The organism is Nostoc sp. DSM 114161, assembly GCF_052692665.1.
In genome coordinates this window covers 4,782,683-4,808,659 of sequence record NZ_CP195141.1, presented here as the reverse complement: position 1 = coordinate 4,808,659, position 25,977 = coordinate 4,782,683, and the positions used below count along the sequence as shown (strand labels likewise).

General features: G+C 38.9%; 20 protein-coding genes. 5 read left to right on the top strand and 15 right to left on the bottom strand.

Features of this window, described 5'->3' with window-relative positions:
- Positions 1-377: 377 nt before the first annotated feature.
- Both NSTC745_RS20705 and NSTC745_RS20700 read left to right on the top strand, forming a co-directional pair.
- A complete protein-coding gene (locus NSTC745_RS20705) occupies positions 378-575 on the top strand; it encodes a DUF1496 domain-containing protein (protein WP_445632618.1) in 198 nt (65 codons plus the stop codon).
- A gap of 45 nt (positions 576-620) precedes the next feature.
- On the top strand, positions 621-866 hold the full coding sequence (locus NSTC745_RS20700; RefSeq protein WP_445632617.1) for a hypothetical protein: 246 nt from the start codon (positions 621-623) through the stop codon (positions 864-866).
- A gap of 749 nt (positions 867-1,615) precedes the next feature.
- Here the strand turns inward: NSTC745_RS20700 and NSTC745_RS20695 are convergent.
- From NSTC745_RS20695 to NSTC745_RS20680, 4 genes are read right to left on the bottom strand one after another with little or no spacing between them, the layout of a single operon-like run.
- On the bottom strand, positions 1,616-2,353 hold the full coding sequence (locus tag NSTC745_RS20695; RefSeq protein WP_445632616.1) for a foldase protein PrsA: 738 nt from the start codon (positions 2,351-2,353) through the stop codon (positions 1,616-1,618).
- A 51-nt stretch (positions 2,354-2,404) separates the two neighbouring features.
- The gene (locus tag NSTC745_RS20690; protein WP_445632615.1) at positions 2,405-3,928 is read right to left on the bottom strand and encodes an HlyD family efflux transporter periplasmic adaptor subunit; all 1,524 of its coding nucleotides are present in this window, start codon (positions 3,926-3,928) and stop codon (positions 2,405-2,407) included.
- A gap of 5 nt (positions 3,929-3,933) precedes the next feature.
- Positions 3,934-6,663, bottom strand: coding sequence for a peptidase domain-containing ABC transporter (locus NSTC745_RS20685; protein ID WP_445632614.1), 2,730 nt, complete (start codon positions 6,661-6,663; stop codon positions 3,934-3,936).
- A gap of 4 nt (positions 6,664-6,667) precedes the next feature.
- Complete coding sequence (locus NSTC745_RS20680) at positions 6,668-7,282, bottom strand: helix-turn-helix domain-containing protein (protein ID WP_445632613.1); 615 nt, start codon at positions 7,280-7,282, stop codon at positions 6,668-6,670.
- A gap of 649 nt (positions 7,283-7,931) precedes the next feature.
- Here NSTC745_RS20680 and NSTC745_RS20675 point away from each other — a divergent pair.
- Positions 7,932-8,645, top strand: a complete 714-nt coding sequence (locus NSTC745_RS20675; protein WP_445632612.1) for a hypothetical protein — start codon at positions 7,932-7,934, stop codon at positions 8,643-8,645.
- Between the two features lie 297 nt (positions 8,646-8,942).
- On the opposite strand, the gene NSTC745_RS20670 is transcribed toward NSTC745_RS20675, so the two are convergent.
- The 10 genes from NSTC745_RS20670 to NSTC745_RS20625 all read right to left on the bottom strand — a co-directional run bounded on the left by NSTC745_RS20670 (position 8,943) and on the right by NSTC745_RS20625 (position 23,001).
- On the bottom strand, positions 8,943-11,324 hold the full coding sequence (locus tag NSTC745_RS20670; protein ID WP_445632611.1) for a DUF6519 domain-containing protein: 2,382 nt from the start codon (positions 11,322-11,324) through the stop codon (positions 8,943-8,945).
- Positions 11,325-11,334: 10 nt separating this feature from the next.
- Complete coding sequence (locus NSTC745_RS20665) at positions 11,335-13,872, bottom strand: hypothetical protein (RefSeq protein WP_445632610.1); 2,538 nt, start codon at positions 13,870-13,872, stop codon at positions 11,335-11,337.
- On the bottom strand, positions 13,869-16,751 hold the full coding sequence (locus NSTC745_RS20660) for a putative baseplate assembly protein (RefSeq protein ID WP_445632609.1): 2,883 nt from the start codon (positions 16,749-16,751) through the stop codon (positions 13,869-13,871). The genes NSTC745_RS20665 and NSTC745_RS20660 overlap by 4 nt, the downstream gene beginning before the upstream one ends.
- The gene (locus NSTC745_RS20655; RefSeq protein ID WP_445632608.1) at positions 16,748-19,345 is read right to left on the bottom strand and encodes a putative baseplate assembly protein; all 2,598 of its coding nucleotides are present in this window, start codon (positions 19,343-19,345) and stop codon (positions 16,748-16,750) included. Before NSTC745_RS20655 ends, NSTC745_RS20660 begins: the two co-directional genes overlap by 4 nt.
- A complete protein-coding gene (locus tag NSTC745_RS20650; RefSeq protein WP_445632607.1) occupies positions 19,342-19,746 on the bottom strand; it encodes a GPW/gp25 family protein in 405 nt (134 codons plus the stop codon). The genes NSTC745_RS20655 and NSTC745_RS20650 overlap by 4 nt, the downstream gene beginning before the upstream one ends.
- Complete coding sequence (locus NSTC745_RS20645) at positions 19,746-20,297, bottom strand: phage baseplate assembly protein V (RefSeq protein WP_445632606.1); 552 nt, start codon at positions 20,295-20,297, stop codon at positions 19,746-19,748. The genes NSTC745_RS20650 and NSTC745_RS20645 overlap by 1 nt, the downstream gene beginning before the upstream one ends.
- Positions 20,294-21,454 (bottom strand): hypothetical protein, encoded by a 1,161-nt coding sequence (locus NSTC745_RS20640; protein WP_445632605.1) that lies wholly within the window; start codon positions 21,452-21,454, stop codon positions 20,294-20,296. The genes NSTC745_RS20645 and NSTC745_RS20640 overlap by 4 nt, the downstream gene beginning before the upstream one ends.
- Before the next feature lie 12 nt (positions 21,455-21,466).
- Positions 21,467-21,751: a LysM domain-containing protein gene (locus NSTC745_RS20635; protein WP_445632604.1), complete on the bottom strand. Its 285-nt coding sequence runs from the start codon at positions 21,749-21,751 to the stop codon at positions 21,467-21,469.
- A 97-nt stretch (positions 21,752-21,848) separates the two neighbouring features.
- On the bottom strand, positions 21,849-22,505 hold the full coding sequence (locus NSTC745_RS20630) for a hypothetical protein (RefSeq protein WP_445632603.1): 657 nt from the start codon (positions 22,503-22,505) through the stop codon (positions 21,849-21,851).
- A gap of 70 nt (positions 22,506-22,575) precedes the next feature.
- Positions 22,576-23,001, bottom strand: coding sequence for a hypothetical protein (locus NSTC745_RS20625; protein ID WP_445632602.1), 426 nt, complete (start codon positions 22,999-23,001; stop codon positions 22,576-22,578).
- A gap of 131 nt (positions 23,002-23,132) precedes the next feature.
- Here NSTC745_RS20625 and NSTC745_RS20620 point away from each other — a divergent pair, with 131 nt between their 5' ends.
- Both NSTC745_RS20620 and NSTC745_RS20615 read left to right on the top strand, forming a co-directional pair.
- Positions 23,133-23,432, top strand: a complete 300-nt coding sequence (locus NSTC745_RS20620; protein ID WP_445632601.1) for a type II toxin-antitoxin system HigB family toxin — start codon at positions 23,133-23,135, stop codon at positions 23,430-23,432.
- Positions 23,416-23,829 carry a helix-turn-helix domain-containing protein gene (locus tag NSTC745_RS20615; protein ID WP_445632600.1) on the top strand — a complete coding sequence of 138 codons (414 nt, stop codon included), beginning with the start codon at positions 23,416-23,418 and terminating at the stop codon, positions 23,827-23,829. Before NSTC745_RS20620 ends, NSTC745_RS20615 begins: the two co-directional genes overlap by 17 nt.
- A 434-nt stretch (positions 23,830-24,263) precedes the next feature.
- Here the strand turns inward: NSTC745_RS20615 and NSTC745_RS20610 are convergent, their stop codons facing one another.
- Complete coding sequence (locus NSTC745_RS20610; RefSeq protein ID WP_445632599.1) at positions 24,264-25,973, bottom strand: eCIS core domain-containing protein; 1,710 nt, start codon at positions 25,971-25,973, stop codon at positions 24,264-24,266.
- Positions 25,974-25,977 lie beyond the last annotated feature (4 nt).

Genomic DNA, 25,977 nt, shown 5'->3' with positions numbered 1-25,977 from the left:
GTACAAAGTTACGGGTTTTGAGGTAGGAGGTAGAAACTATTTATATCTGATGCGTGAGTCTTACATTTTGTATCTCAATTACTTGCAAAATGCTGTATAAGTAAGTTCGTGAACCAAGAAAAACTAAAAGAGATAAAAAATGCAGATATTATGCACTAAAAATTAGAATTGTGTTTTGTAATTCCTTAATAAAATATAGTATTGAACTGAATTAAAATAAAAAATTGAGTTCAATATGGGTATAATATGAATTATTTATGTACGTTTTTATTGAATAAATTATTGATAAAAATCAATAAGCCTGAGATTATAAAAGTCAAGATGGGATATTAAACTATCTCAGATCAGGAATAATCAAATTATGAGGTGATTTACAAATGCATAAACTTCTAATCCGTGAATTGCATTTACCAAATTCAGAAGATGAATTATTCACTCTTTCTGATGAGCAACAGCAAAGGATCATTGGGGGCCTATGTTATTACGCAGGTCAAGCATATTCTACTGGTTCTGTAATCACAACGACGAGTGGTGAGTTTGTATGCACACGTGATGGTACATGGAGCCAAAGGTAGCAATCATACACAAGACCCAGAACATTACAAGATAAAAGGAAAAAAATGAAAAACCACAAAAAGACCAATGTTGAATCTAATAATCAACTTCCAATTGAAGACCTCTCAGACTGTTACCAAAAACTATCACAGGGGGAAATGCAAAATATTCGAGGAGGACTATTAATTTCAGATTATACACAGAATTTTCAAAATTCTGACGGTTATGAAGTGTGGGGTAATGTAATTTACTCAGGCGAGGGATTACCGTGGCAAACAGGTGGCTCTGATTCTGATTATATTGGGGGGTGATGCTCCCAAGGTATAAGTATAATAGACACATTAAGTCAGGCTAAGAGGCTAAACTATCGGTAGCATCACTATCGCTTAACGCCTTATCAAAGATTTAATCCTGTGGTATTTAGTTGCAGCTTTACATGCTCAACATTACCACAGTTTTTTTAATTACGAGCAAATTTAGCAGATTCCATAGACCTCTTGCAAAAGTATTTTTTGTACTCTTGTGGGAAAAGGGACTCATCTTTATTGGGGAAACGGAAAATACCAAACCCTTCCCCCTTTCCCCTTCCCTTTTTCCCGACTTCTGCAAGAAGTCTCATCTACATAATTTTTGAACCAGACGATAATTTATTTAAATATCATTAACTATAAATTAACGCTATAGTTTAAAGTAACCAGACGAAAATGGTCATTATTCTATTAATGTAATGAGTTTGTTTTTGATAATTTAGTAAGGCAGAAAAGAAGCTGCCACTAGTTATTGGTTGTACTGGTGAAATAAAGCTTATAATTTGTTACTATGGGCTGTGAAACATACTAAACAATAATGTCAACGTACTGAACATGAACACCAATGCAGAGAACAAGAAACTTAGCAAAAATAACTACTGATTGCTTATTTACAATCTCAGGGTATTGACCCGAATAATTTAACTTCGTTTCAATATAAGTCAAAATCGACAGTGGTTACTTGAGTCAAAGTAATTCGTAGTTGCTAACAATGGAGACTTGTATATCTTAAATTACGAATTACTAATTATTTAGTCAAGCTGAACATGAGATTCAATTTCTTCGCTTTGTGCTTTCAGCCATTCATAATATAAATGTGCAGCAATTTCTAGATGCAGTTTCTCATCTAATTGTCTTTGAATAATCTCTTCGACAAAAATCAAATATACTCCTTCACCAGTCACAATAGGCTTTAAAAGCTGCGGTGGTTTAGCTGCAAACACAGCAGCAGAAATATCTGGATTCAAAGTTTTACGACGTATTACCCCTCGATATCCACCTTTGCGCCGTAGTTCTACATCTTGAATATATTTATGAGCTATATCATAAAAACTTTTTTCACCTTCCTTCACTGCATAAAAGAGTTCCCATGCTAAATCTTCATCATCTAACATCACTTCATGCATCACCACATTAAGGTAATCTAGTTGATGTTCATAAAAGTATGATTCAACTTTATCAGCAAACAAATGATTAGCTAATTTAGCTGAAAGCAGAGTTGTGTAAACAATCTCTTCAAAATCATCTAGAGACAAACTATGTTTTTTTAACCATACCAACGTATCTTCAGCATTGGTGAGTTGTTTCACTAATCGCATTTGGTCTGCTGTTTTTTGTAATTCTCCTACCTCGACTTTAATACCGACTTCTATTGCAATATTTTGGATAATTTTACGTTGAACAATCTGCTCAATTATCTCAGGTATTTTGCCGGATAACTTAATTTGATGGATAATATCTTCCTTAGTAATAGTGATAAGTTGTGACATGATATTTTCCTTTAACTTTATTAACAACAATCGCATCTCTAGCTAATGGTATTACAGCTTTAATCCACCTGATTGTAACTGCTTGAATGGGTCAAGCAGAAAATCAATAATTCGCTGCTGACGTACAATTATCTCAGCCGTTACTGTATCTCCTGGACGTAAAGGATTACACTTATCACTATTCTTTATACAATTTTGTTTTAAAGTAATTTCGAGATTATAAGCCGCAATTTTACCATTAAATGTATCTACTTCTATAGTGGTAGGAGAAATATTAGTTAGCTCTCCTTCTATTACTCCATAATCTTGAAAAGGATAAGCATCAAATTTGAGCTTTACTGGTAAACTTTCCTTTAAAGAACCGCTTTCTGTTGTTGCTATTTGCGCCCGAACTATCAAAGATGAATCAACAGGAGCAATCTCTGCTACCATTGTTCCTGATTGGACTACAGCCCCAGCTTTTGGAATGGGTAATCGAAATATAGTCCCACTTACAGGTGCTTTTAGCTCCCTTTGAGCTAATTGAATATTTAATGATTCAATCTGCCTTTTAGTCTGAGCAATTTCGGCATCTAGTGTTGTAATTTCAGTTTGCAGGTTCTTTTGTTGTTCTTCGATTCGCAACAAAGCTAACTGAGTAGAACGAGTTAGGGTTTGATAACTACGTTCTTGTTCATTGAGGCGTAGTTGTGCTTGAGTAATATCCGCTTTTCCTTGTTTCACAACTCGTTCATAACTACTCTGCTGTTCTGATAGCTGTAACTTGGCTTGTTGAATATCTGATTGACCTTGTTCGTATAATTTTTGCTTTTCTTTAACTAGCTCTTGCTTTTCTACAAGATTAATTTCTGGCGTGACTCCCTGTTTATAAAGTTTATGATATCTGACTTCTTCTTGTTGGGCGATCGCCAAACTACTCTCAATTAACTTACTCGCCGTTTTACTATGCTCAAAATTTTGTTGAGCCTGATTTAATTGAGCTTTTTTTTCTTCTTTTTGCAACTCATAAGTATTATTTAATGACAGCAAACTTTGTTTTGCTTGGTCGATTTGTACTTGTTTTTCTAAAGCTTGAGATTGGTTTTGTTGTTGCTGAGTCGTAAAAGCAACTACTAACTGATTTTTGGTAGAATTTAACTGCGATCGCCTGTTTAACTGACCCTCTAATTTATCTTGTATCTGTCGTATTTCTGCTTTAATTAAGTCTGTATCTAACACTAATAAACGTTGTCCAGCCTTTACTGTTTCACCTTCTCTAACTCGAATTTCTGTTACAGTACCAGACACTAAACTATCTAATCTAATTGTCTTACCTTTAGGCTCAATTTTTCCTCTAGCTGTACCCGTTTCATCAACTTTAGATAACATTGCCCAAGGTAAGATAGCAGAAAAAAACATCACTAAAAAATACAGTAATCCCCTAGTCCAAACTTGCGGTAAACTATCTAATAATTCTTTAGTAGCAAAAGACCAATCTGTATTAGCTTCAACTATTGGTTGAGATATTAAATTTACTTGAACCTGCTCATCTTTATCAATTTCTGCCTTGAGTTTTCCATTCAATATATTTGTCATAGTCCTCATTCATTCCCACCTAATTGCTGTTGATTAAGATAAAAGTAATGTCCGCGTTTCGCCATTAATTCTTCATGATTTCCACTTTCAACCAATACACCTTTATCTAAAACTAAAATTAAATCTGCATTCTTAATAGTAGAAAGGCGATGAGCAATTATTAAAGCAGTTCTCCCTCGAAGAATTGTTTTCAAATTCTGCTGAATTATTCGTTCAGATTCTGTATCCAGATGGGAAGTAGCCTCGTCTAAAATTAATAATTGAGGATTACCTAATAAAGCCCTGGCAATAGCAATTCTTTGCCTTTGTCCTCCCGATAACAACCCGCCACCTTCACCAATTTGGGTTTCATAACCCATAGGTAATTTCTTAATAAACTCATCAGCCCCGGCTAATCTTGCTGCGTCCATAATTTCAGTTAAACTAGCATCAGGATGTCCCAAACTGATATTTTCTCGAATTGTACTACCAAACAAAAAACTATCTTGATCGACTACTCCTACCTGCTGACGTAAAGAATGTAAAGAGATACTCGTAATATCATGTCTATCAATCAATATTTTGCCGTCAGTAACAGGATATAAACCTAAAACTAACTTAGAAATCGTAGTTTTACCAGAACCACTACGTCCCACTAAGGCGACGATTTGTCCCGATTGAATTGTAAAACTGAGATTTTCCAGAATATTGATATCACTGTCTGGATGGTAACGAAATGTCACATTATCAAAGCTAATATTACCTTTAATATGTGGTAGAGATTGCCGAGTTTGTTGTTGTAAATCTTCTTCAGCCTCCGCATCTAACACATCATTAATGCGTTCTACGGCAATGATTAGTTCCTGTAATTGATTCCACAGTACAGTTAATCTTTGGAATGGTGTAATAATATGACCTAGTAACATATTAAATGCTACTAATTGTCCAATTGTTAGTTGATTTTGAATTACTAAGCTAGCTCCAAACCACAATAATGCAGTAGATACCACTGCTTCAATAGTATTGCTAAAAATTTGGAGACGATTGCCAATGACTTGTCCAGAAAAATTAGTTTTGATCTCTTTGTGTAATAACTCTTCCCAATGCCAACGGACTATTTGTTCTACAGCCATTGATTTTATCGTCCTGACACCAGTCAGCGCTTCAATAAGATAACTACTTTCTTTAGCAACGGCATTAAATATTTCTCTGGATATTCTTTGTAAAAACGGTGTCGCAATCAAGGCCAGCAAGAAAAATGGCGGGACAATGACTAAGGATAGTAATGCCATTTTCCAACTGTACCAAAACATTAAACCTAGATAGATAAATACAGTAATTAAATCTAGGATGATTGATAATGCTTCACCAGAAATAAACCTTTGAATTTTATTGTTTTCCTGCAAGCGAGAGATAATATCTCCTACATAACGGGTTTCAAAGTAACTCAAAGGAAGCCGCAATGTATGACGAATAAATGCTACTACTAATGCTACATCTATTTTATTCGCCGTGTGGTCTATGAGATATTGTCGTAACCCTGTCATTGCTACACGGAAAAGGCTAAAAATCATCAATCCCAACCCCACCGCCATTAACGTTAGACCAGAACGCTGCACGACTACTCGGTCTAAAATTAATTGCGTGAATAATGGGGTGATGAGTCCAAATATTTGGATAAATATGGAAGCTATAAAGACTTCCAACATCACTAACCAATGAGGCTTGATTAATTCAAAAAATTGCCAAAAAGGAGTGGTACTTTCTTTCCCATTCTTGAACAAAGCTGTCGGTTTTAGTAATAGTGCATAACCAGTCCAACCAGCTTGAAATTCTTGATGAGATAAAGTGCGTTGACCGATGGCGGGATCGGCGACAATTACCTGTTTTGCAGTAATTTCATAAACAACAATGTAGTGCTTACCTTCCCAATGGACAATGGCGGGTAATTGTTGTTTTGCTAATTGCTTCAAACTAGCTTTAACTGGACGAGTATTCAACCCCAAGCTTTCTGCGGCTGCTGTTAATCCACGCAAAGATGCACCATTGCGGTCAACATTAGTGATATCGCGCAGGCGGTTAAGGCTAAATTGTTTTCCCCAGTAAAGAGATACCATTACAAGACAAGCAGCACCACAATCAGATGCACTTTGTTGAGCAAAAAAAGGATAGCGCCGAGTGACTCGCTGTAATAGATGACGAACTTTTTGGGTAGGTGTAGGAAAGTAAGCTTTATTAATCTTTTTCTCTGGTTTGGTTGCGATTGCAGAGATAGCAGCAGTGGCGATTGCAACTGGTGTGGATGATATCTCCTTTTGGTCTTCTTCATCAGACCTAATTAATAGAGAATTGAAAGTTTGGGCTTTGGTTCTCAAATGCTGCTTGATTTTTGGATATTTAGCCATCAAGGTTTTGAGAAATTCACCTGGAAGAAAGCACAGTTGCAGATTTTCACTGGCTCTGGTGGAATATAGTTTAAAGTTGGCATCTGGAAATAAGGTAAAATGCCCAAATGATGCTCCTGCTTCTAGTGTGCTGATTAATTCCCCGGCTTCATCTAGCAATCTAACTTTACCAGTAAGTACGATATAAATCCCAGCCTCAACATTAGTTCCTTGCCAAAATTTTCCTACTTTGGGTTGCAAATATTTGAATTTTTCTTGACAGCTTTGGAATTCTTCTGTTGAAAGTGAATAGCCAATAGTATTGTTGAGTAATTCCAAAGAAAGTCCGATCCTAGATGAATTTTGTACCATGATTTTATGCTTTTGGTTCAAATTTTAGGAAATGAGTTGATAAAATTTCACTACCAGTCAATAAGTTTTCACTGTTGAGGTCAGTAATAGAAATTTGCGAACTGTGGGTTTGTTGAGGTGTGTTGTCTGTGTAATTATTGGGCTTAGTTTTTGTAGATAATCCCATTTGTTTGAGTAAGCGTTTAATATGACATTCGCTCACTTTTACCCCAAATTCTTGCGCCAAATGTTTACTTAACCAATTCGCTGTCCACCGCTGAAAACCATAACCATAGTCGCGAGGACTATGAGTAACTAATTCTTGCAAACGTTCTAAATATTCTTCATTGACAGCCTTAGGTCTACCGATTGGTGATGATTGCCATTGATGCGCCATTCCACTACGGGCAATATGTATCCAATGTCTAGCTGTAGCAGGACAGCATCCCAAGGTGCGACATATTACTGTTTGTGATTTCCCTTCGTCTGCCATTAACATTATTTGGATGCGTTGGTGATATAACTCAGGTAAATCTTTCTCTAAATTTTTTGACAGTAGTTGACGTTGAAACGGTGTTAACAATTTACCACTGGAAATGTTTGAGGCGAGAATGCCATCTTTCACTTGCTTTTGATGCATAACTTGATAATTAAACTATCAAACTTTAGCTAAGCTTTGTTTACTTGTAGTTATTACTTTTGTTTGACACTTTTTACTTACAAAGTACAGATTAAAGCAAGTGTATATATTATGCATTCATTTTTTATGCTTGCTTGAATGCAGGATTTCTCAACATTTAGTGCATCATTATGTATCTCATATTGCAGAAATATGCATTGTAAATTGACGTGATTTACCAACAAGCATCATTTGGTGTGCTTTTACCCATAAATTGACGTGCGTTGTCACTTACAGCGGTTTTCAGTGTGACTTAAAGGTACATATTGCCGGAAATTAAAGGATAAGCTTGCCGAACCTATCGCCTGGCTGGTTTTGTGGTCAAATACCCGTTTTGCAAGAGTGCGATCGCCTCCGGCGGGCGGGTACGCCATTGTAAAGCATAAAACGGAAAAAAACTAGAACAGCAAAGTTTGCTAGAGAGGGTCAGATATTCAAGTAAACTAGGGAACACAGAGAATATGTGGTGCATGAATGGCAAGAAAAAGCCCTCACCCAAAAGCGACATCATCTGAAGTACTAGAATGCGTGCAACAGAATTGTCCCAGTTGCGGGAAACCCATGTGGAATGAGTACAACAATCTGCGACGTGTGAGAACTCAAGGAAGGAGTGATACAACTACTGTTGAAAATTCGCCGTTGTCAAAATAGATCTTGTGAGCGTTACAAAATTAAGTATCGAACAGAACAGGAGGGTTCGTGGGCATTACCACAACAAGAATTCGGGTTAGATGTGATTGCACTGGTGGGAGCGTTGCGCTACCAAGAAGCGCTTGAACAAACAGCATCTTTATTCACTCCAATTACTGTTGCTTATCAATGGGTTCATCAAGCTGCTGAAATTCTTGACAACGAAACAGGTCTTGATGCAATTGAAGTTCAACGAAGTTTCCAAACTTTAATTGATTTTATGTCAGAGGCGAAACATGAAGCTCTTTCTTTAGAGCCGGGTATTTCTCATTTCTTAAAAATTACTCGTAGTTATTGGTCTGGACTTTTTCATTGTTATGAGATTGAAGGTTTACCTCGAACTAATAATGATCTTGAACAAGCTTTTGGTGTTTTGCGACATCATCAACGTCGTTGTACTGGTCGTAAAGTCGCTCCTTCATCACAAGTCATTCGAGGAACAGTCCAGCTAGCTTCGGCCATTGCTACTGCACTTCATTCTTTTACAGCCCAAGATTTGGCACAAGTTTGTGTTCAGACTTGGCAACAATTACGCTCTAATTTACGCCAACATCAACTTACTCGCATTGAACAGCTTCGATTCCGTCGCAATCCTGAAGCTTATTTGGCAACTCTTGAGAAACTACTTGTCTAGCAAACTTTGCTGTTCTAGTTTTTTTCGATTGGTTAATTGTCGAGATTTTAGATACGTTGTTACCTGAACGCGTCCACCGTATTAATCCTAGAGTCGTGAAAAAACCTGTATCAAAGTTTCGTTCTAAAAAGCCAAAACACAGAGGTACTGGACAGCGAGTAGAAGCTCCGAAATTTCACATTACTAATCCGCTTTTTAGCCTTAACTGAACCGTATTGGGCTAGAATAGCATCAGATGAGCGCCCCAACTCTCTGAATATCCCGTCTTATTCCTGCATTCGCGCCAATTTCTGCAAGTCAAGTTTTGATATGAATAATACTTACCCAGTCACCTCCTTCAGAGCCATTTCCACTAAATCGCTCAGGAACACCAGGCCAAATATTGTTACCATCCAATGCCTGAATCTTGCTAACTGTTAATTTATTGTTATCTAGTTTAAGAATGTAAATTTTACCTCCATCGACTAACCGCCATTTTAAATTTTCTTTTTCCGTAAACAAAATAATATTTGGGGAAAGGTAAATTCCTTTTTCTTGAAATTGCTGACGTAATCCACCAGGAATCATCCCTTTATTTAAATCTCCTTGTAAATTAAATTTTTCGCTATCAAATAATGGTTCCTCATTCATAATCCAGTCGCCATGCAATGAGACAGTAAACTGATAGATATTACTTTGGTGAAAGACAGCTTTTTGCGACCAATCATCAGGCGTAATTAATCTAACAGCTTCTGTGTAAGCAGTATTTTCACTTGTCAAAGGTTCAACTTCTGTAATTAGATTGATATTACTATCTAATATATCATTGCCCATTGCCCAACGGATAGATTTTATTTCAGTTTTTGTAACTTTAACTGGCTCAACTTTCATTGGCAATATATAAAATACTTCACCTTTCAACACATTATCCGTATGAGCTAAAACAGATATACTACTCTTATGTAAACTATCAATTCTTACTGGTTTTTGAAATTGAATTACTAAACCTAGTTTAGTAAATAAATTTCTCAAATCCTGAGATTTTAAATTAAATAATTGATCCTCTGGGACATTGTTATAATTTTCCTGTGCTTCTGCAATAGTAGCTTCTAAAACTTGATCGTGATGCCAACTAGCATTAATTATGCGATTGAATTCTGTTATGGCTTCTGTAGTGGTTTCTTTCTGATTAATAGGTGTTGCAGGATTTTCTTGATAATTCGCTAGTACAGGATTATTATTTTTATTATTTATAGGTGATATAGTGCTTTCTTGACTACCAATCTTTCTTCGGCAATCATAAACTGTTACATTATTAGGATTACCTAAAAATACTGCCAGAGGTGCATAATAATGCGCTATACCATGCGGTAGTTGAGGTTGAGGCTCTAATTTTCCTTCTTTGTTTTTTTGTTTAGGCCATTCTACATTGCCTGTAGCTGTCCGCACAGGAATTAACCAATAATCACCTACTTGATAAAAGTTATTCTGAGTATCTGCTGGAAATTGAATCTCAATTCCATCCTCAAGGGAAAACCATTTATTCTTCGCTTCAGATAAATTTACTTCGACTTCTTTAGAGTCCCAACGGCGTAATAGAGGGTGCTTTTCTGGAAGCAATGTGTTGCTCTTGCTATCTCCTGAGAGAATTACTTGATTCTCAATGCGATCCACTTGCTCAACTTTTAGTAGTTGGCGATCGCTATCTCCAAGTATATAATCATCATTGATGATTTCAACCCAATCACCTGCTGATAAACTAGAATTTTTGTCCTTTCCTAAATGTTCTAGCTTGAATACAATTACTGAAGAATTTTTCTCAGGAGATGTCACAATAGGAAAAACAATTGAGCTATTTTCGCGTGACCAAACAAATGACAGTTGATTAGTAGTAGAAACTCTAAAAATTTCCGCACGATAAAGATGGTTTTCAGCACCACGAAATTTGGAATTAAACGGAATAACACATGGATCGTTTATTCCTGTAGAACTAGGCTTTGTAATTCTGGCAATAATTTCGCCTTTTCCAGGCTTCAATAATTCTTGACCTAGCACACTCTGAAAATAGTCACGATCCTTACTAACTTGCTTGGCAACCGTTTCAATATCTTGATTATCTTTTAATTGTTTGAGCTTGACTTGCCAAACTAACTTAGAGCGAATTGCTGTATCTGCTCCCCCTAAAGCAACTTCACGAATATTAATTTTGAAGTCGTCACGATCTTCAATCGGGGTTATCTGTCGTTCCCAAACATCAAGATAAGCAAGATATGTTGCTCCATTTAATTGAACTTTACAAGTATCTGTGGCTTCCGGCGTAAAATCTGGCTGCTTAAAATAAGATACAATTTCCTCATTTTCACAAAGTATACCATCTACATAATAGTTGCCTTTGCCAATTAAATACTTTTCAGATTGCAGTAATTGCTTTAGTTTCTGTTTTTCTTTCTCACTGAGATTGTTAATATTATTAATTTGCTCCTCCGTGGCGATAAATTCAAAGCCACAATTCTGCTCTGGGCCACCTTGTAGTCCAAATATATCTTTGGCCAAACTTTGCAGGCGATTTAGTAAAATTGATGTCTGTTCGTTGAAGTCTGCATCTAATTGCACTCTACCTTGTTGCATTAATACTCGAAGGAAGTGTTTGCTTTTGTCGTAGGTATCACGAGTAAAATCGCCTCTAAATTCTCCTTGCATAAAATCCTCTTTAGCTAGCGTAAATAATGCCAATTTCAGTATTAGCAGGTGTATATTCATCTAAACGGATGCGTAGGTTAGCCTCTTTTTGAGGCTGATATAGATTGTGAAAAGCACCCATTTCTGATTCATCATCAGCGCCACGTTTGATTTCTTCAGCACAGGTTGACGCTAACTGACAATAAGTAGGTGTGCCATAACGTATACTGTTGAATTGAGGTTGTACGCGGTATCTAACGATAAGTTGTTCCGCCTCTATTTGTTCTGGCTGTAGTTCTGTTTTTTGCCTAACCATCTGCTCCCCTAAATCTGGTTGACAATTATACCGACGTGGTGTGCGTGAGGTAGGCATCACGTAGCAGAAACGGATACAACCTTGTTGACGACGAGCAACGAATATAATGCCGTTAAAAATACTGTTTTCTGCCAAATCAATTGTATGTATTTGCATCTGACCAATGACTGTGCAACGTGCAATAGTCAAACGCACATGGGCTATGGAGTAACCTACTGCACCGATCGCTTCACCTTCTATACTGATAGCATCTATAATGCTATCGCTAATATTTATGGGTAAAGGGTCAGTCTTTAGCTCATCTTGGTTAACCTGAATGGAGCCAATAATACTGTGTGCTATCGTTACGCACGCATTGATATTAAATAACTCCAAACTTGGCTCACTAGAACGTCGGGGTTCACAGTCACAATGTAATGACCAACCGGGCACTAATGTAGAATGACGGATAATAATCGCAGCTGGTTTTTGCACAATAGAGGTAGAATAATCTCCAAATTGAGTAGGATTACCTTCTATATGCACTCCCCGACCAGTAATCAATAAACCATCGAGAACAAAGCAACTTCCTGACTCTACTGTAACATTTAAAGCATCACCTAAAGAAGTTCTCCAATCGAGAATGCGTATCACCGGACGCTTGTGGTTAGCTGCACGTAATTGCAGACTTTGATTGTTTTCCAGTTCAATATTAATTCGTTCTACATAAACACCACTATCAATAATTTCAATCACAGCATTATGGGGTTTGTCTCGCTGCCACTGTGAGATTGCTTCAGTAATAGTTTGATAATACCCTCGTGAAGTTTGACTGACGCTGTAATGAGCATAATGCTTTCTGATTTGAGATGGAAAAGCTTCTTCTAATAGCAAACGATTACAGCGAATCAGTTCTTTACCTTGGAGATTTTGCTGAACCAAACGTTTAGTTTTGGCACTCAAGGTGATAGATGCAAAACGTTGTTCATCATAAAGGCTTTTACCTAAAAGTAATTGATTTAGCTCTGAAAGCAAAGCTGCAATTAAAGCTGGTTCGGGAGGAGGACTGGTGTAGGCATCCAAAAGCCTTTGGGTATCACTAGACAATTGCGATCGCAAAAACTCGGATAATGCAGAAGCATCTTGTTGTGAGCTAAAAATTGCTGGCTCTTGAATATCACCAACATCAAGTAAGAAATGTGCTGTAGAATCTAACAAAGTTCGGTCATATTCGCCACCACCAATATCAGCACTGAAACCATAATGATAAGAAACCCAAACACCATTTTTTGGTAACTGGCGGATCGGAAAAATCATCCGCCCTAATTCTGGGTCAACTGCTATATGGTCTTGCTCTGGTTGATAATTCCAATCGCCCAGATCGGCAATAATAATTTGCTCTGGAGAGATTAGATGCAGTTTTGAGCCAACACCTTTCCAGACTTGCAAACTTTTGGTAAATTCTTCTGGATTTGGGTTTGAATCAAAATAATCGCTTTTGTGAGATTGCAAAACTTGCCGTTGAATGGGAATAGGTAAATTTAATTCGCAATCAATTTGGGTTGCATCTCTTGCTAATTGGGGACGAGTGTAAAGCGGAGTGTCGTTACCCGTAATACTAAATGTGTAGCAGTTAGAGCTAACTTCTTCCAAACAAAAAGCTGGTGTGACAGTCATAGAATAAGCTTTTAATCGCCAAACAAAAATACCAATATTTGGAGTATTATACTTTCCAGGTTGCTCTTGTGAAGAAATATGGTGGATATCTACTGTATGAGCTAATTCATCGAATGGGCTATTTAACTTTGTGATTCCATCCACCTGACGCAGATTTACTGTTGTTGAGGTTGACGAACGCAGGTGATTGATATGCTGTGTTTTGCTCACTAGCCGATCGAATTCTACAACTCGTATCGGCCAACCAGCTATTTTATCAGCTAGCAATTCCAACAAAGCTAGCGTCCCTTTGCGCCGTCGATAGCGAATAGTATTTGCTACTTCCCGACGAGGATTCAAAATCTTGTCATCTTGCTGTTTTGTACCAGAACTACGAACGCTTTGATAACCAATTAAATCACCAATGTATGGTACTACCCAATCTTGGCAAGTTTCAATAAACCAGTTCTCATAGAGTTGAGTAATATCTGCTTCAACAATATCTACTTGTTCAGCAATGACACGTAATAAATCCCGTAGGGGATAGCCAAGTTCTGCATCACGTATGCGGTAAACGGCTGGCAACAGTTCATAAAGACGGTCTGGGGAATTGCTCATGATTTCAACTCCTTCAGAATTAGTGTATCTGGCACTTTCGGGCTGAGAATAGCTAATTGAGCCGGGAAAAGTTGGTTTGTTGTTGAATCAAAAACAGCCAAGTTTACAGGAATCCATTGTTTTGGTTGTCCATTTCCACGAGTACTGCCTACTTTTGCCAGTTCTTGAAGTTTGGTATTTAAAATGCCTGGATTTTGGGCTTCAGTTTCGGAAACGCTATCTAAAATATCTACATCCACGTAGTCTACGCCAGGTACTTGTTGAATCGTGCTGATAACTCCACTGAGGACAATATTTTCTCCTAATTCCTGACGTTCAAAGCTAAATTTATCAAACAACGCAGTGCGAATTATCAATGCTACAGATTCCCATTGATAATTTGCTAAAATTCGCACATTGGCACTGATAATTAACAGCATTAGTTCCCGCATATCTATTTTTAGTGACTGATAGGGGTCGCCAAACTGGTATAATGCTTGCACAAAACTACGATATAAATCTGAATTTCTATCAATATAGATATCATCAGCCCCAGCAATGGTAATGTGCAGAATTTGCTCCGAACCATTTGAAAGACGTTGAGCATTTGATTTGCCAATTCCAGTAAAAGTACGCGCAAAATTGGCATAATCCTGTACGGAAACTGCACGGTTGAGAGATGTTATGCCAACGGGTGCATTGCGGCGTATTTCATAATCGCTTTCTGGGTCTGCGCCTCCTGTCGCTGCTATGGGGTTGAGTACGCCACTCAAACCTAGAGGTTGCATTGCCAGTTGCGTAATTTTTTCTGCTGCAACATTACCACTTTTGCCAGTGCCAGCGCGGTAAACTGCTCTGACATTTTCAATCCCACTAGGCAACCTAGCTCCATGTTCGCCATTGCCAAAGATAATAGTTGTATTGCCATCACTATCAGTTTGGGTGACATAAGCGCGGTCTGTTGGACTTAACTCAATCAAATTTTCTACTTCTTGCCAACGGACATCATTAACATATACTTCTAAAGTGCTAGCAACACCACTAGGGATAGGTGCTGGTAGATAAGTAAGGGGCGATAGTGATAGGGTAAATTGTTGATTTGCTTTAGTACCGTCACCACTGCCCAGTATTTCAGTATGAGTCTCGCCATGAGTGGCTTTGACTACGTTGCCATAGATAATAACAGTCTCTCGTTTGTAAGAATAAGTTAAAGGTCTAGCAAATTTCAGGAATGTATGGGGTTTGTCATTGGATAAATTTGCACATATATCTTGTCTCACCCCAGCTAACATAACAACTTCGCTAGCCCAGACACCGTTGACATCAGATATATCACTGCGTTCGCCGGAGATAATTAACCAACGTCCAGGTTGGAGATTTTCGTAGAGATTGTCTAGTTCAATTTCCATCCGATCGGATATATAATTTTGAGCGCTTGGTGCATCTTTCAGGTCAATTGGTTTTTCCACCAAATTCAAATCTTCACTCTTGAGATACACTGTGGTTTTACGCATGACATCTAAAGATATATCCTGTTCTTTTAACCAAGGCTTATCTAAAGTGAGTTGGGTAATTCTTCCTACTATGTTATAGGCAATTTTAGAGATATTTTCAACTTTTATTACTTGATAAATCTCAATTTCATTAATATCTACACGTTCAATCGCTAGGTAACTTCCAGGTGTAATTCCATCATATTGAGCATCTAAGGCTAAGATATTTCGTAATTCTGATGGTAGTGTGCTAGAGGAGCTTGACATTGACTCATTTACATCTGCAATTTGCCATTCTTCATATTTTTCAATTCGCCCTTGCTGGTCAAAAATCGGCTTCAAAGCTACGTCATGTCCGAAAGGTGCAGCTTTGATTCCTAAAAATTCAATTCGGTTTAACTGATTAGCAGAATTAACTTGATTGTTGGTTAAAATTTGATATATTGCTGTGTTTGAAGCGGGATTTAAAGTATTATTAATTAACCGAAAATTCATATCAATATTTTCGGGAGAGAAAATCTGTTGTTTTGTCCGCTCAAGTTCTAGAGCATTGGCAGGTTGTAAGGATGGCAGTTTGATTAATTGTTTTATTTTTTCTTCTATTGTATTTACTGAATTTTTATTAGTTAATTTTTGTGTAAATTTTGGTGGTAATTGTAATGTAATTTTTGTCCGGTTTTCCTCTACTTGAGGCTCAATAATTTGAATTTTGCGAATAAATTGTTTAGCATCACCAAAGATCAGTAAAAGTGGATCGTTAGGTTTGAGATTTGCATTTATACCATCTAAATAAATCTTATCAATTTCGGTAACAGTTGTTGAATTAACTTGTTGTGGTTGACTTATCCGGGGCTTGAGTTGATTCAACTGGGCATAAGCTTGCAGTTTTTCGGATGTTTCAAAAAATTCCGGCGATTCGTCAGAATTAGGTATACTCTGGCTACTCAAACCAACAGGAATTTCCAAATTGTAACCATCTTCTAGGGTAAAAGCTAAATAAACGCTGGCGCTAACACCGGGACTATGTGCATAGTCTACTAATCGAGCTAATTCTACTAAGGAACGTCGCTCAATCGCAGTACGTAAGTAACCTTCATTGGCTATGCGTTCCTGATAAAATGTTAGAACGTCTGCGACAGTAGCCCAAGCATCTAGTAGAGCTAAAGACGTGTCTTGAGAATCGCGGGTTTTTAGATGTTTGAGTGAGGGAAACTTGCTCTCACCCAAACGCGCTTTCATTGTCTCTAAAAAGCTAGCATGGGTTCCGACTCGATAAGCTAGGGTAGAAAAACCAGGTTGATTTGCTACCGATGTGGGAGTGAGAATTTCGACACCTTCACAGCAACCACAACTAGAGCGATCGCTTAGTTTATAGTTATGACAGTTACAGCTACAACTCAATTTCATCTGCCACCTCGCAAATCGAGTGTAAATTTACCGTTTTCGGGAAAGTTGGGGTTGTTGTCGAGTCGGGCAATTTCCGAAGAACCAATGGGTAAAAAACCTGCTTCAATCTCCTGATTGTCACCTGCAAAAAGACGTTCTAGCTTAGTTATAGAGACGCTTTCAACGCCTGGGACACTATAAGCTTGAGCTACAATCTGACTTAATGCAATTCCTTGCCCAAAAGTCAAGTTATCGGGATGGAAAAAACCACGCTGACCATCAGGTAAAATCCGCTTACTGAAAATATCCAGTAAAGCAGCTTTGACATGACCGCGCAAATAGTCAAATTTGACATCAACTCTCATCGCTATATCTAAACAGACGTATGCTGCTCGTTGAACGATGACATCATGACCAATGCGACGATATTTTTCTAGGTCTGTGGTAATATTTTGCAGTAATTTGCGATCTACCGTTTCTTTGTTGAAGGGATCTACTGTCACCCAGACTTCATACCCACTGCCCGTCCAACGTAAGGTGGCTGTTGCTTGTTGAACTTTTGTTGGGAAATGTTGCATTACTAATTGTGCGTAGTCATCAGCAGTAATGGCACGCTCTAATTTTTTGTGAGATAGGTGCGGTGCATATAATTTCACCTGAGATAGAGTTTCGGGTGCTGTCCCACCTTGAGCGGGGAAGGGCTGGTGTGGCTGCAATGTCGAACCACTAATTAGTTCATTGTGAAGTTCATTGTGAAAAACAATATAAGAAATCGCTTCAGCACTAATATTACCTGCAAGTCCATTACCTACCCGGTAAGTTGCTTGAAAGTGAGTATTGGCTGCTGGTTTGATTCCTAATTCACCGTCTCCAAAACGCAAGTGAGCTTGTCCATCGTTGTCCATTTCCACAACAAAATGTTGATCTTCGTTGTTGCTGTCTATGAGGTCGTATTGGGGAGTCCAAGTAGAGTGATTTCCAGTACTTCTAAGTTGGATTCGGGGTAATGCTTGCTGGGGGTCTTGAATTAGGAGACTTTTAGCATCTTGGGTGAGGTTTTTTGTGGACAGAGGTTGGCTGAAAGTTAAAGGCGTTTTTTGTAAGGTAGGACGGAAGCGATCGCCAACTACTAAAATTTCTCTAGGTTCGCCTTCTTCTTGGCATCCTTGGATTATCTCTTTTCCTCGTACAGTTCCTAAATCTTCCAGTTTAATAGTGCGTCCATGATCGACTAGAATCACATTGCCTCTGGCAACACTAATATCAACTAGCTGACAATCTGGTGGTACTATTGCCGAAATACAAAGGGGAAATGGTAATGCGTCTTCTTCTGCCCATTCGATTTCTACAATTGGCTGATTGTAAAGTTCGTCTACACTTGCCTTGACATTTGTTAAGCGTACAGCATGGCGATGCTTCATATTTGCATCTTCTGGGATACCTGTTTTCGGACTTCTAATTTCTTCAAAAATTAGGATGTCACCAATTTTCAGGTACAATTTTCGCTGCTGTTCGGGCGATTGAGTATTGGCGGAATTAGGCTTCTCTGGTTGTGTATGTTGTATAAATTCATCCAATAATGTAGCGGTTGTGGAACCAGGAGGAAGACAACAGGAGCGTTGGCGAAGCCCGTCGCAGACATCGCCCCAAGTATAAAATAGGATTTTGTTATGAGCGCTGTACAGATCAATCGGTAAGGGTGTTAGCGGTTCAAAAACTTCATAACTGTTAGGAGGAACATCATCTAGGTGGGGAATATCTTCTAATATAGTGCCAAAGGGAGGCGCGTTTTTATAATTAGTAATAAAGTAGAAACTTTTTGGTTTCAGGGAAATATCATCACTTGTCTCCAGCCACAACCAAGTACGTGAATTACAGCCCTCATGCATGGGATAATCAATTAGACGGGCATGACGGCGAACAGAAATGCGTTGACGGGCAGTTTCTAGATAAGCTTCGGTGGCTACAGCATCCTGATAGTAGCTGAGATAATCGCCAACATAAGCGAGGATTTCCACTAAAGTAATTCCTAAATCGGGAACATGACGTTCTTCCCAATCCGGCATTATCAGGGACAGGCGGTCTAAAATCAACTGGCGAAAACTAGCATAATCTTTGGCCAAATAGTTGATAGCTGGTTCAACTAGTTGTGTTGGCGGACAAGTTTGCTCTTGCTTGCAATCTATGTCAGTGTTACAGATACCATCTCGGAATTTAAATTCTACTTGGGAGTAGCGCGGGTCAAAATTGGGATATGGTTGATCTGTAGGCTTGCCCTGTTCATCTAATGACACCAAGCGCAAAGTATACACAGAGAAATCGCCAGTTTGGTCAAGATTAACTCTTAAGTAACTCTCACAATTTTGAGGACTTTCTATCTGTATATTAGTCACATGAAGATGGCGGATGCGCTGGCCGCCTTTAATCTGGAGATTCTCTTTTTTTAAGTCTTCTGGTACCGAACCTAAAAAGTAGACATATAGCGATGCTCCGAAGGAGCCGCTACGCGATCGCAAATCATCGCTAACTTCTACATAATCTAGCCCGTTTTTTCTTTGCCTACGGATTTCTTGGCGGCGCTGTTCGTTTTGGTAAGTTAAGGTGTGGCTATTCATGGCACTGTCGTCCTAAAAGTAGCTGTTTGTGTCTCCCCAGAACTTTGCACGAAATACTCCACCACTATGTAAAGGCTGGAATCAACGCTTGTTACTTCCAAAGTTTGCAGATCGATTAAATCACCCAACCATTGCTCAATAGATGCTTGAATAGTAATTTCCATAGCTTTTGCTAGTTCCGGGCTATTGGGTGCAAAAATTAAAGACAATACACCACTGCCGAAATCTGGGCGGTTGACTCGTTCGCCGGGAGTAGTAAACAGTAGTTGTTCAATTAAGTCGCGGATATGTTGATTTTCATCGCTGGTGCTGGCGGTGTGATAGTTTATATCGAAATGGAAGGGAAAATAGATGTTGATGACATTCTTTTGCCTGGGTAGATTTACGAGATATTCTGGCATTAAGTTACTTCCAAATCAAAGTTGTTAATCGATACCTTATTACCATTTAGATTCACGGTCGCACTCTTTCCGTTGTTGATTTCAATTCCCGAACTATTCATCACTATTTTCATAGTTTGCTTCCCGATTTTGGCTTCGATAGTTATGCTTTGCTTACCTTGTTTATCATTAATTTCAATCTTGCCAATATCGGTTTTAAGTACCTTGGTTTCTGGGTCATAAGGATTAGCTGGTACTATATTGGGAACCTTTTCATCTGCCCAAAAGCAGCCACTCCAAATTGGGTAATCTGGATCTCCGTTTTCAAACTCAATCCATACTAAAGCACCTTTGGGTGGAATGAGGAATAACCCAACTCCTTGCCCAGCATAGGGAACGCAAGGTAATGCCCAACCGCTAGGATCGTTGCCAAAAATTTCTTCCACTTTTGCCTGTACGCGACCAATCTTCCACGGGTCATCATTGTTAAATACTACGCCTCGGTATTTGCCGTAAAAAGAAGGTCTTTGTTGATTTATACTTCCATAAGTATCAAGTTTTGATTGGTTCATACTTTTAACATCTGAATTGTTGCACCTTGTCCCTCACGTTTCAAGGTAAAACTTTGTTTATATTCGCCACGCTTGATGCGATGCGTTACTTGTTTGACGTAGTAATAACCACCGTAAGTTTTTCCCACACCCCGTACTCCCACCAATTGACGCACTTCTAAGACATAACCATAGCGAACAGTATCTACTTCCCCACTAGCAGTTACGGCATTCTCCTGCGAACGGCTGGCCAATAATTCGGTTTCCTTTTGAGCGAGGATTTTTTCAAGTTTATTGGTGCTACGTAGCACTTCTGTTCGTAATGATTTAGCAGGCTTATTAGCTAAAGCTTGACCGGGCGATTTAGGAACCTGAATCGAAATTGATGCTCCACTCTTCTCATCACTAATTGATGCTTGAGGTTTAATAGATTCTAAAGCATTAAAATTGAAGTTTATAGATGAATCTACATTGGTAAACGCCCCCATATTCATTGACAATGCTGGTTGATAAGGAGTAACTTTCTTTTTTTCCTCACCCCAGTAAGCAATGTTTTTACCAGGAGTTTTATCGGGCTTGATTTCAAAAATAAAACTATTACGTAGAGCTAGTTTCTGAATAAACTGTAAGTCTGAACTTTGCTGAGTGGTAATTTGTTCTTCTTTTTTGGGTGCAAAATCTTTAGTAGTATCTTGTATATCTAATGTCAGCCCATATTTAACTTTATATTTTTGTAAAATTTGCTTAACTATTCTAGAATCAGATAAGTTTAGGTAAGTTTCATTTTTATCTTCCAGATCGAGCATAAGACTAATATCTTCACCAGTAACTATTAGCCTTGATTCCCCTGGTTGATTACTCGGTGCAATTTGATGATCGGTAATAATACCGTCGATTAATATAGGGCTTTGAATACTGCGGCTTACACCGACTTTTACATTAACTATGATTTGAATAACAATTCGATTGGGAGGATTCAAAATATCTTTTTGAAGTAACCAATAATCTGAAAAGTTTTTTAATTCTTTACTAAGACTAAAGGTCATTTGAAAGGCACTGCGATCGCGGTCTTGCTGAGTCACTTCTAAGTCTATCAGCGCGTCTATTACTTCATAAGGCGCAGGTGTTGGTATGCTGCTACCAATCAAGAGTTTTAGGCGAATATCTGAGTCAGGCATAAGTTAACCTTTTTAGATGAGGGGAATACGCAGTCGCCGACCAATTTGGGCAGTCAATTCATTAGGGTGCATAGCGTTGTTAGCATCGCATAGATGCCAGAAAACTTCCGGGTCATGTAGATAATTTGCAGTGATATTATCTAGGCGATCGCCTTCGCTGACTTGATGTTCTTGAAGAATTTCAAACCTTTGTGATGAAGGTAAAAATCTGCGTCTGAGGTAACTGATAGTTTGATTTGATGTTGTTTGCCACTTGGCAATTTCTATATCGTAGTAACGACTGCTTTCAGTAAACATTTTACTATTTTTTATTTTACAACTAAAAACCTATATTTACCGAGATATTTTTGAGAAACTTACAGATGAAATAATTCACGATCAAAGATAGCCAAGTTTATAAGAAAGAAGCAACTGTCTTGATAACACTCGCAGCCGTGTTTACCTTAGCTAAAAGCTCTTTTTGCTTGTGATAGACTCTGAACAAGCTGCTGCCTTTATGGTCAAATCTCAAATCATTTGTGCTTAATACTTGCATACCTAAACTGACTTTGGCACGAATGGGATTTAGTTTAGAATCGAATGCTTCTTCGGTAATGCTGAACTCAGAGAGACGTACTGGCATTACACGATTGAAGCTCCATATAAATACACTTAAATCCGCCTCATTTGGTAAGATTTCTAAAACACCTGTACGGGCAAGTTGATTGTTTGTCTGAATTTGGCTACTTTTAGGATAGATCAGGGTTTCTAGGGCTGCTAATTGGGGGTATATGCCAAATAACACTGTATCTGGATTTTTTGCAGGAAACTCCAGTTGATCTGTAGCATCAATTTCTGCCTCTAGTTGAATTGTTTCCATAGGTGGTGCAACTAGACGCAAAGCTTCTAGGCGATCGCTTCCTTCAGAACCCGCACCTCTTACCTGTAAAGTGCGTCTGAGTGTTTCGGGATTGTATTGCAGTATAATCAATCCTTTGGGCAAAAAACTAACAGCATCAAGGACAGCGATCGTTGCTTTTAATGTCTTTGGCGTACCAGGAAAGTGGAACATAAAATTATTCCTAAATCATTTCAGTAACAGGCATTTATACTTCCGACTTCCAACTTCCGGCTTCTATTCATCAAGTCCCTTTTACTTGCATATTTGTAGTAGTGAAAAATCCAGTGCCAAGATATATCGGAATTGGGTCTGGTGTCGGTGGTATTGTTGGTGTCTGAGCTGGCACGAGAACTTGAAATTTCGCTGTGAAGGTAGTACCTTTGAGCAATACTGCTGTTCGCTTAGATTTAACTTTTCTAGCTTTTTGATTGGGGGCTAAGGATTGAATGGAAAGTGTTCCTGTACCGGGGGTAACATTTGGCGGACTTGTATAAGAACAACCAGGAACAATAACTTGTTTCTCGTCACCAACAAGGCAAATTTTATTTTTGTTAACTGTTGGTATACCAGTACCTTTTAAGATCCCAGGACGTACTGCAACTATTGCTTTGCCAAAGATGGGGTTGAATATGGCGCGATCGCCACTAATCAGAATAAAGTCTAACATGGGTTTTTGGTGAGAAAATAAAAGTCTTTGTAGAATCTGTTACGCACTTTGTAGAACTACTGCGATCGCCCTATTTCCCTGGCGTGACTCTCAATCAGTGCTATGATTATCATAAATTTCTAACTTTAGGGATGCACGTAATCAGCAAAGTTAAATTGCGGGAATTCTGGGTTCAACACGCTGATTCTGAAGATGCTCTTAATGATTGGTACAAGTTTACGTCTAAAGCAAACTGGTCTAATTTAGTGGATGTTCAGAAAAGATATCCAAAGGCAGAAGCGGTTGGTAACTTTACAGTGTTTAACATCAAAGGTAATAACTATCGTTTGATTGTAGACATTAGATACTCCAGCCAGACAGTTTTTATTAAATACGTTCTTACCCATCCTGAATACGATAAAGAAAGGTGGAAAGATGCCCCCCACTTCTAGTAAACAAACCTACACTGAGTTACTGATCCAGTATCAGCCTAAGCCAATTAAAACAGAACAGGAGTATAACAGAGCCTTAACAGTAGTAGAGGGTATGATGTCTGGCGAGTTGACAGAGGCTGAAACTGCACTTTTTGAATTGTTGGTTCTTCTGATTGAGAATTATGAGTCATGTCATTATCCTATGGGTGAATCAAAACCTGTGGCTACTTTGGAATCCCTGATGCATGAATTTGATGTGGAGCCAACTTCTTTAGTCGGGGTTTTTGGCTCTGTTGATATTGTTAGGGAAGTAGTTAATGGTGAACGGAAAATTAGTCAATCTGAAGCTGAGTCCTTAGCTAGGTTTTTTAATGAGCATTATTGTGGACTTTCCCTCACATCTGTTGACTTTTAAACTTTTAAGAATGTCGTTACTAGATGGGGCGATCGCACGCTCATCAACTTTCATACATGAGCGATCGCATTACCTTTTTACAGTCTCCCTATAAGAGTTTGGAAGATGGGGCGATCGCACTCTTCAATTGCCGTAACTGTTAATTATAAAAGTGGCGGTAAGCTATCACTTGGGTTCCCTACAAGAGCGATCGTAGTAATTTGCCAGTGTTGTTCATCATTGATCTTGAGGTAATCAATTAGTAGCGATCGCCCCTAGTCTACTCTTCCACTAACATAGTTTACAATATCAGCGATCGCTACACCCAACCCAGGCATCGCACTACCATCAGGGTAGGGTGGGCAAAATTCCCATCTTTGACAATTTATTCAGAAATCATGTGCATTTGCCCACCCTACATGAGCTTAAGATAACCCACAAAACGGCGATCACCCTCAAATCATGGAGTATCGTCGTTGTCTACCTGAACTTGTTCTGTCAAATTCTACTGCGGATGCTGGTCTTTCGGATTTCCCTCCAGCATTTATTTTATCTATGCATTCCTTTTGGACATTCAGCAAATTTTCCATTTCCTCACTAGCGTCAATTGCTTGGAGGTTGTCTACATCATCCAATTTTTCTTTATAACGTATTAATTGCATTGCAACACGCTGCCACTGGTCAGCCAACTCTGTTGCCTCTTGTGTCTGGGCCTGAGTGTTTGAAAATTGGCTTGACTCTTTAAAGCACATTTGTGATGCGCTAGTGATCTCGTCAAACATAGCATCTTTTGTTTCAGGTCCATCCATGCCTCCGATCCAACTCAGATACTTTGATGCAATAGACGAAAGCAACTTATATTCACGCGTTAAATAATTAGCCTCTATTTCTGTGTCGATGTCGATGCTTGATACAAAGCTCCTAAATCCTGTTACTTTGTTGCTAAAACTGTTTTGTCTAATGATACGGACAAATTGCTCAGCAAAAGACCCTTCATCTGTTCTTGACCAACCCGATGTACAATTTGAAAAATTTATATCCCCCTTATGATCTGATGCCCAGCCTAACTTAATTAGCTTTTCAAACATTTCATTTGCGGTAAGTCCTGCAACCTTTGCTGGTTGATGTCCCATTGCCGGTAAACCATGAGCTAAAATCGTTATCGCTTCATCGCGAGCACATGAACACAACGGGCGCTCTGGACGAAACAAAGTGGGGTTAGTAACTTGAACTTCAGAAGTCACAATCTGAGCCGTGGGTTCACTCGATACGCTTTTGCTTCTTCCTCTTGAGCTTTGCTGTCTATCTTTTTCTATATCTGCTGCCATCGTAATAGTGGGATCACTTGCGTCTAGATTAAGTACCATCCTTTGAACTACACTCGTATAACTCTGCTGCACCACATGAGTAAGTTCATGGGCTATCAACTCCTGCCCGCTGCGACTCCCAGGTTTATATTCCCCCTCCCGAAAGAACACATCCTGCCCCGTGGTAAACGCCCTCGCCTGTATCGACTGATTTAACTGGTCTGCCTGAGAATCCGTATGTACCTTCACCCCACTAAAATCCGCCCCCATCGCCTGCCCCATTGACTGTTGCAGCCCTCCATCTAAAGGCATTCCACCGCCCCTGGCACTATTTATGGCAGATTCGACATCCGTTGAAGCTTCCCCGGCTCCTCTGGCATCCCGACCCTGTAGAATTGACTTAGCTTGTAGTTCCTCATCTTCGGGCATCGCTTCTAGCTGTACCTGGGTAGGTATTGGCGACCTCTGGAGAACAGAAATACTCGGTTTAGTCTGGATTTCCTCTTCTGCTGCATCCTGACGCTGTAGCGACTTTCCTTGTGTTGACTGTGCCGCAGATGGTGTATTTATCTGTTGTACCACCTGGGATGCCACCCGATCTGCTTCCTGCTCATACTTGTCCCCTGGTTCCGCAATCGTCAACTTTGCCTGTATTGGCTGTGGTTGAGTCGTGCTTATAGGCACTCGGCTAAAGTCTTTGGAAAAAGCCGATTTACTATATGGCTGTGCTTCTTGTTCTTCAATTTGTACCCCTGCATCCGAAACCGATCGCACAGCAGTTCGCTGTAAAATGCCACTCGCCTGGGATGCCTCATTTTTTTGCTGCTGATTAGTTTGGGCAATTTTTTTACTAGTCATGGTT

What these genes read in the sequence shown, in the direction of transcription:
- NSTC745_RS20705 (WP_445632618.1), top strand. Translation starts at nt 378, where the DNA reads ATGCATAAACTTCTAATCCGTGAATTGCATTTACCAAATTCAGAAGAT.
- NSTC745_RS20700 (WP_445632617.1), top strand. Translation starts at nt 621, where the DNA reads ATGAAAAACCACAAAAAGACCAATGTTGAATCTAATAATCAACTTCCA.
- NSTC745_RS20695 (WP_445632616.1), bottom strand. Translation starts at nt 2,353, where the DNA reads ATGTCACAACTTATCACTATTACTAAGGAAGATATTATCCATCAAATT.
- NSTC745_RS20690 (WP_445632615.1), bottom strand. Translation starts at nt 3,928, where the DNA reads ATGACAAATATATTGAATGGAAAACTCAAGGCAGAAATTGATAAAGAT.
- NSTC745_RS20685 (WP_445632614.1), bottom strand. Translation starts at nt 6,663, where the DNA reads ATGGTACAAAATTCATCTAGGATCGGACTTTCTTTGGAATTACTCAAC.
- NSTC745_RS20680 (WP_445632613.1), bottom strand. Translation starts at nt 7,282, where the DNA reads ATGCATCAAAAGCAAGTGAAAGATGGCATTCTCGCCTCAAACATTTCC.
- NSTC745_RS20670 (WP_445632611.1), bottom strand. Translation starts at nt 11,324, where the DNA reads ATGCAAGGAGAATTTAGAGGCGATTTTACTCGTGATACCTACGACAAA.
- NSTC745_RS20665 (WP_445632610.1), bottom strand. Translation starts at nt 13,872, where the DNA reads ATGAGCAATTCCCCAGACCGTCTTTATGAACTGTTGCCAGCCGTTTAC.
- NSTC745_RS20660 (WP_445632609.1), bottom strand. Translation starts at nt 16,751, where the DNA reads ATGAAATTGAGTTGTAGCTGTAACTGTCATAACTATAAACTAAGCGAT.
- NSTC745_RS20655 (WP_445632608.1), bottom strand. Translation starts at nt 19,345, where the DNA reads ATGAATAGCCACACCTTAACTTACCAAAACGAACAGCGCCGCCAAGAA.
- NSTC745_RS20650 (WP_445632607.1), bottom strand. Translation starts at nt 19,746, where the DNA reads ATGCCAGAATATCTCGTAAATCTACCCAGGCAAAAGAATGTCATCAAC.
- NSTC745_RS20645 (WP_445632606.1), bottom strand. Translation starts at nt 20,297, where the DNA reads ATGAACCAATCAAAACTTGATACTTATGGAAGTATAAATCAACAAAGA.
- NSTC745_RS20640 (WP_445632605.1), bottom strand. Translation starts at nt 21,454, where the DNA reads ATGCCTGACTCAGATATTCGCCTAAAACTCTTGATTGGTAGCAGCATA.
- NSTC745_RS20635 (WP_445632604.1), bottom strand. Translation starts at nt 21,751, where the DNA reads ATGTTTACTGAAAGCAGTCGTTACTACGATATAGAAATTGCCAAGTGG.
- NSTC745_RS20630 (WP_445632603.1), bottom strand. Translation starts at nt 22,505, where the DNA reads ATGTTCCACTTTCCTGGTACGCCAAAGACATTAAAAGCAACGATCGCT.
- NSTC745_RS20625 (WP_445632602.1), bottom strand. Translation starts at nt 23,001, where the DNA reads ATGTTAGACTTTATTCTGATTAGTGGCGATCGCGCCATATTCAACCCC.
- NSTC745_RS20620 (WP_445632601.1), top strand. Translation starts at nt 23,133, where the DNA reads ATGCACGTAATCAGCAAAGTTAAATTGCGGGAATTCTGGGTTCAACAC.
- NSTC745_RS20615 (WP_445632600.1), top strand. Translation starts at nt 23,416, where the DNA reads ATGCCCCCCACTTCTAGTAAACAAACCTACACTGAGTTACTGATCCAG.
- NSTC745_RS20610 (WP_445632599.1), bottom strand. Translation starts at nt 25,973, where the DNA reads ATGACTAGTAAAAAAATTGCCCAAACTAATCAGCAGCAAAAAAATGAG.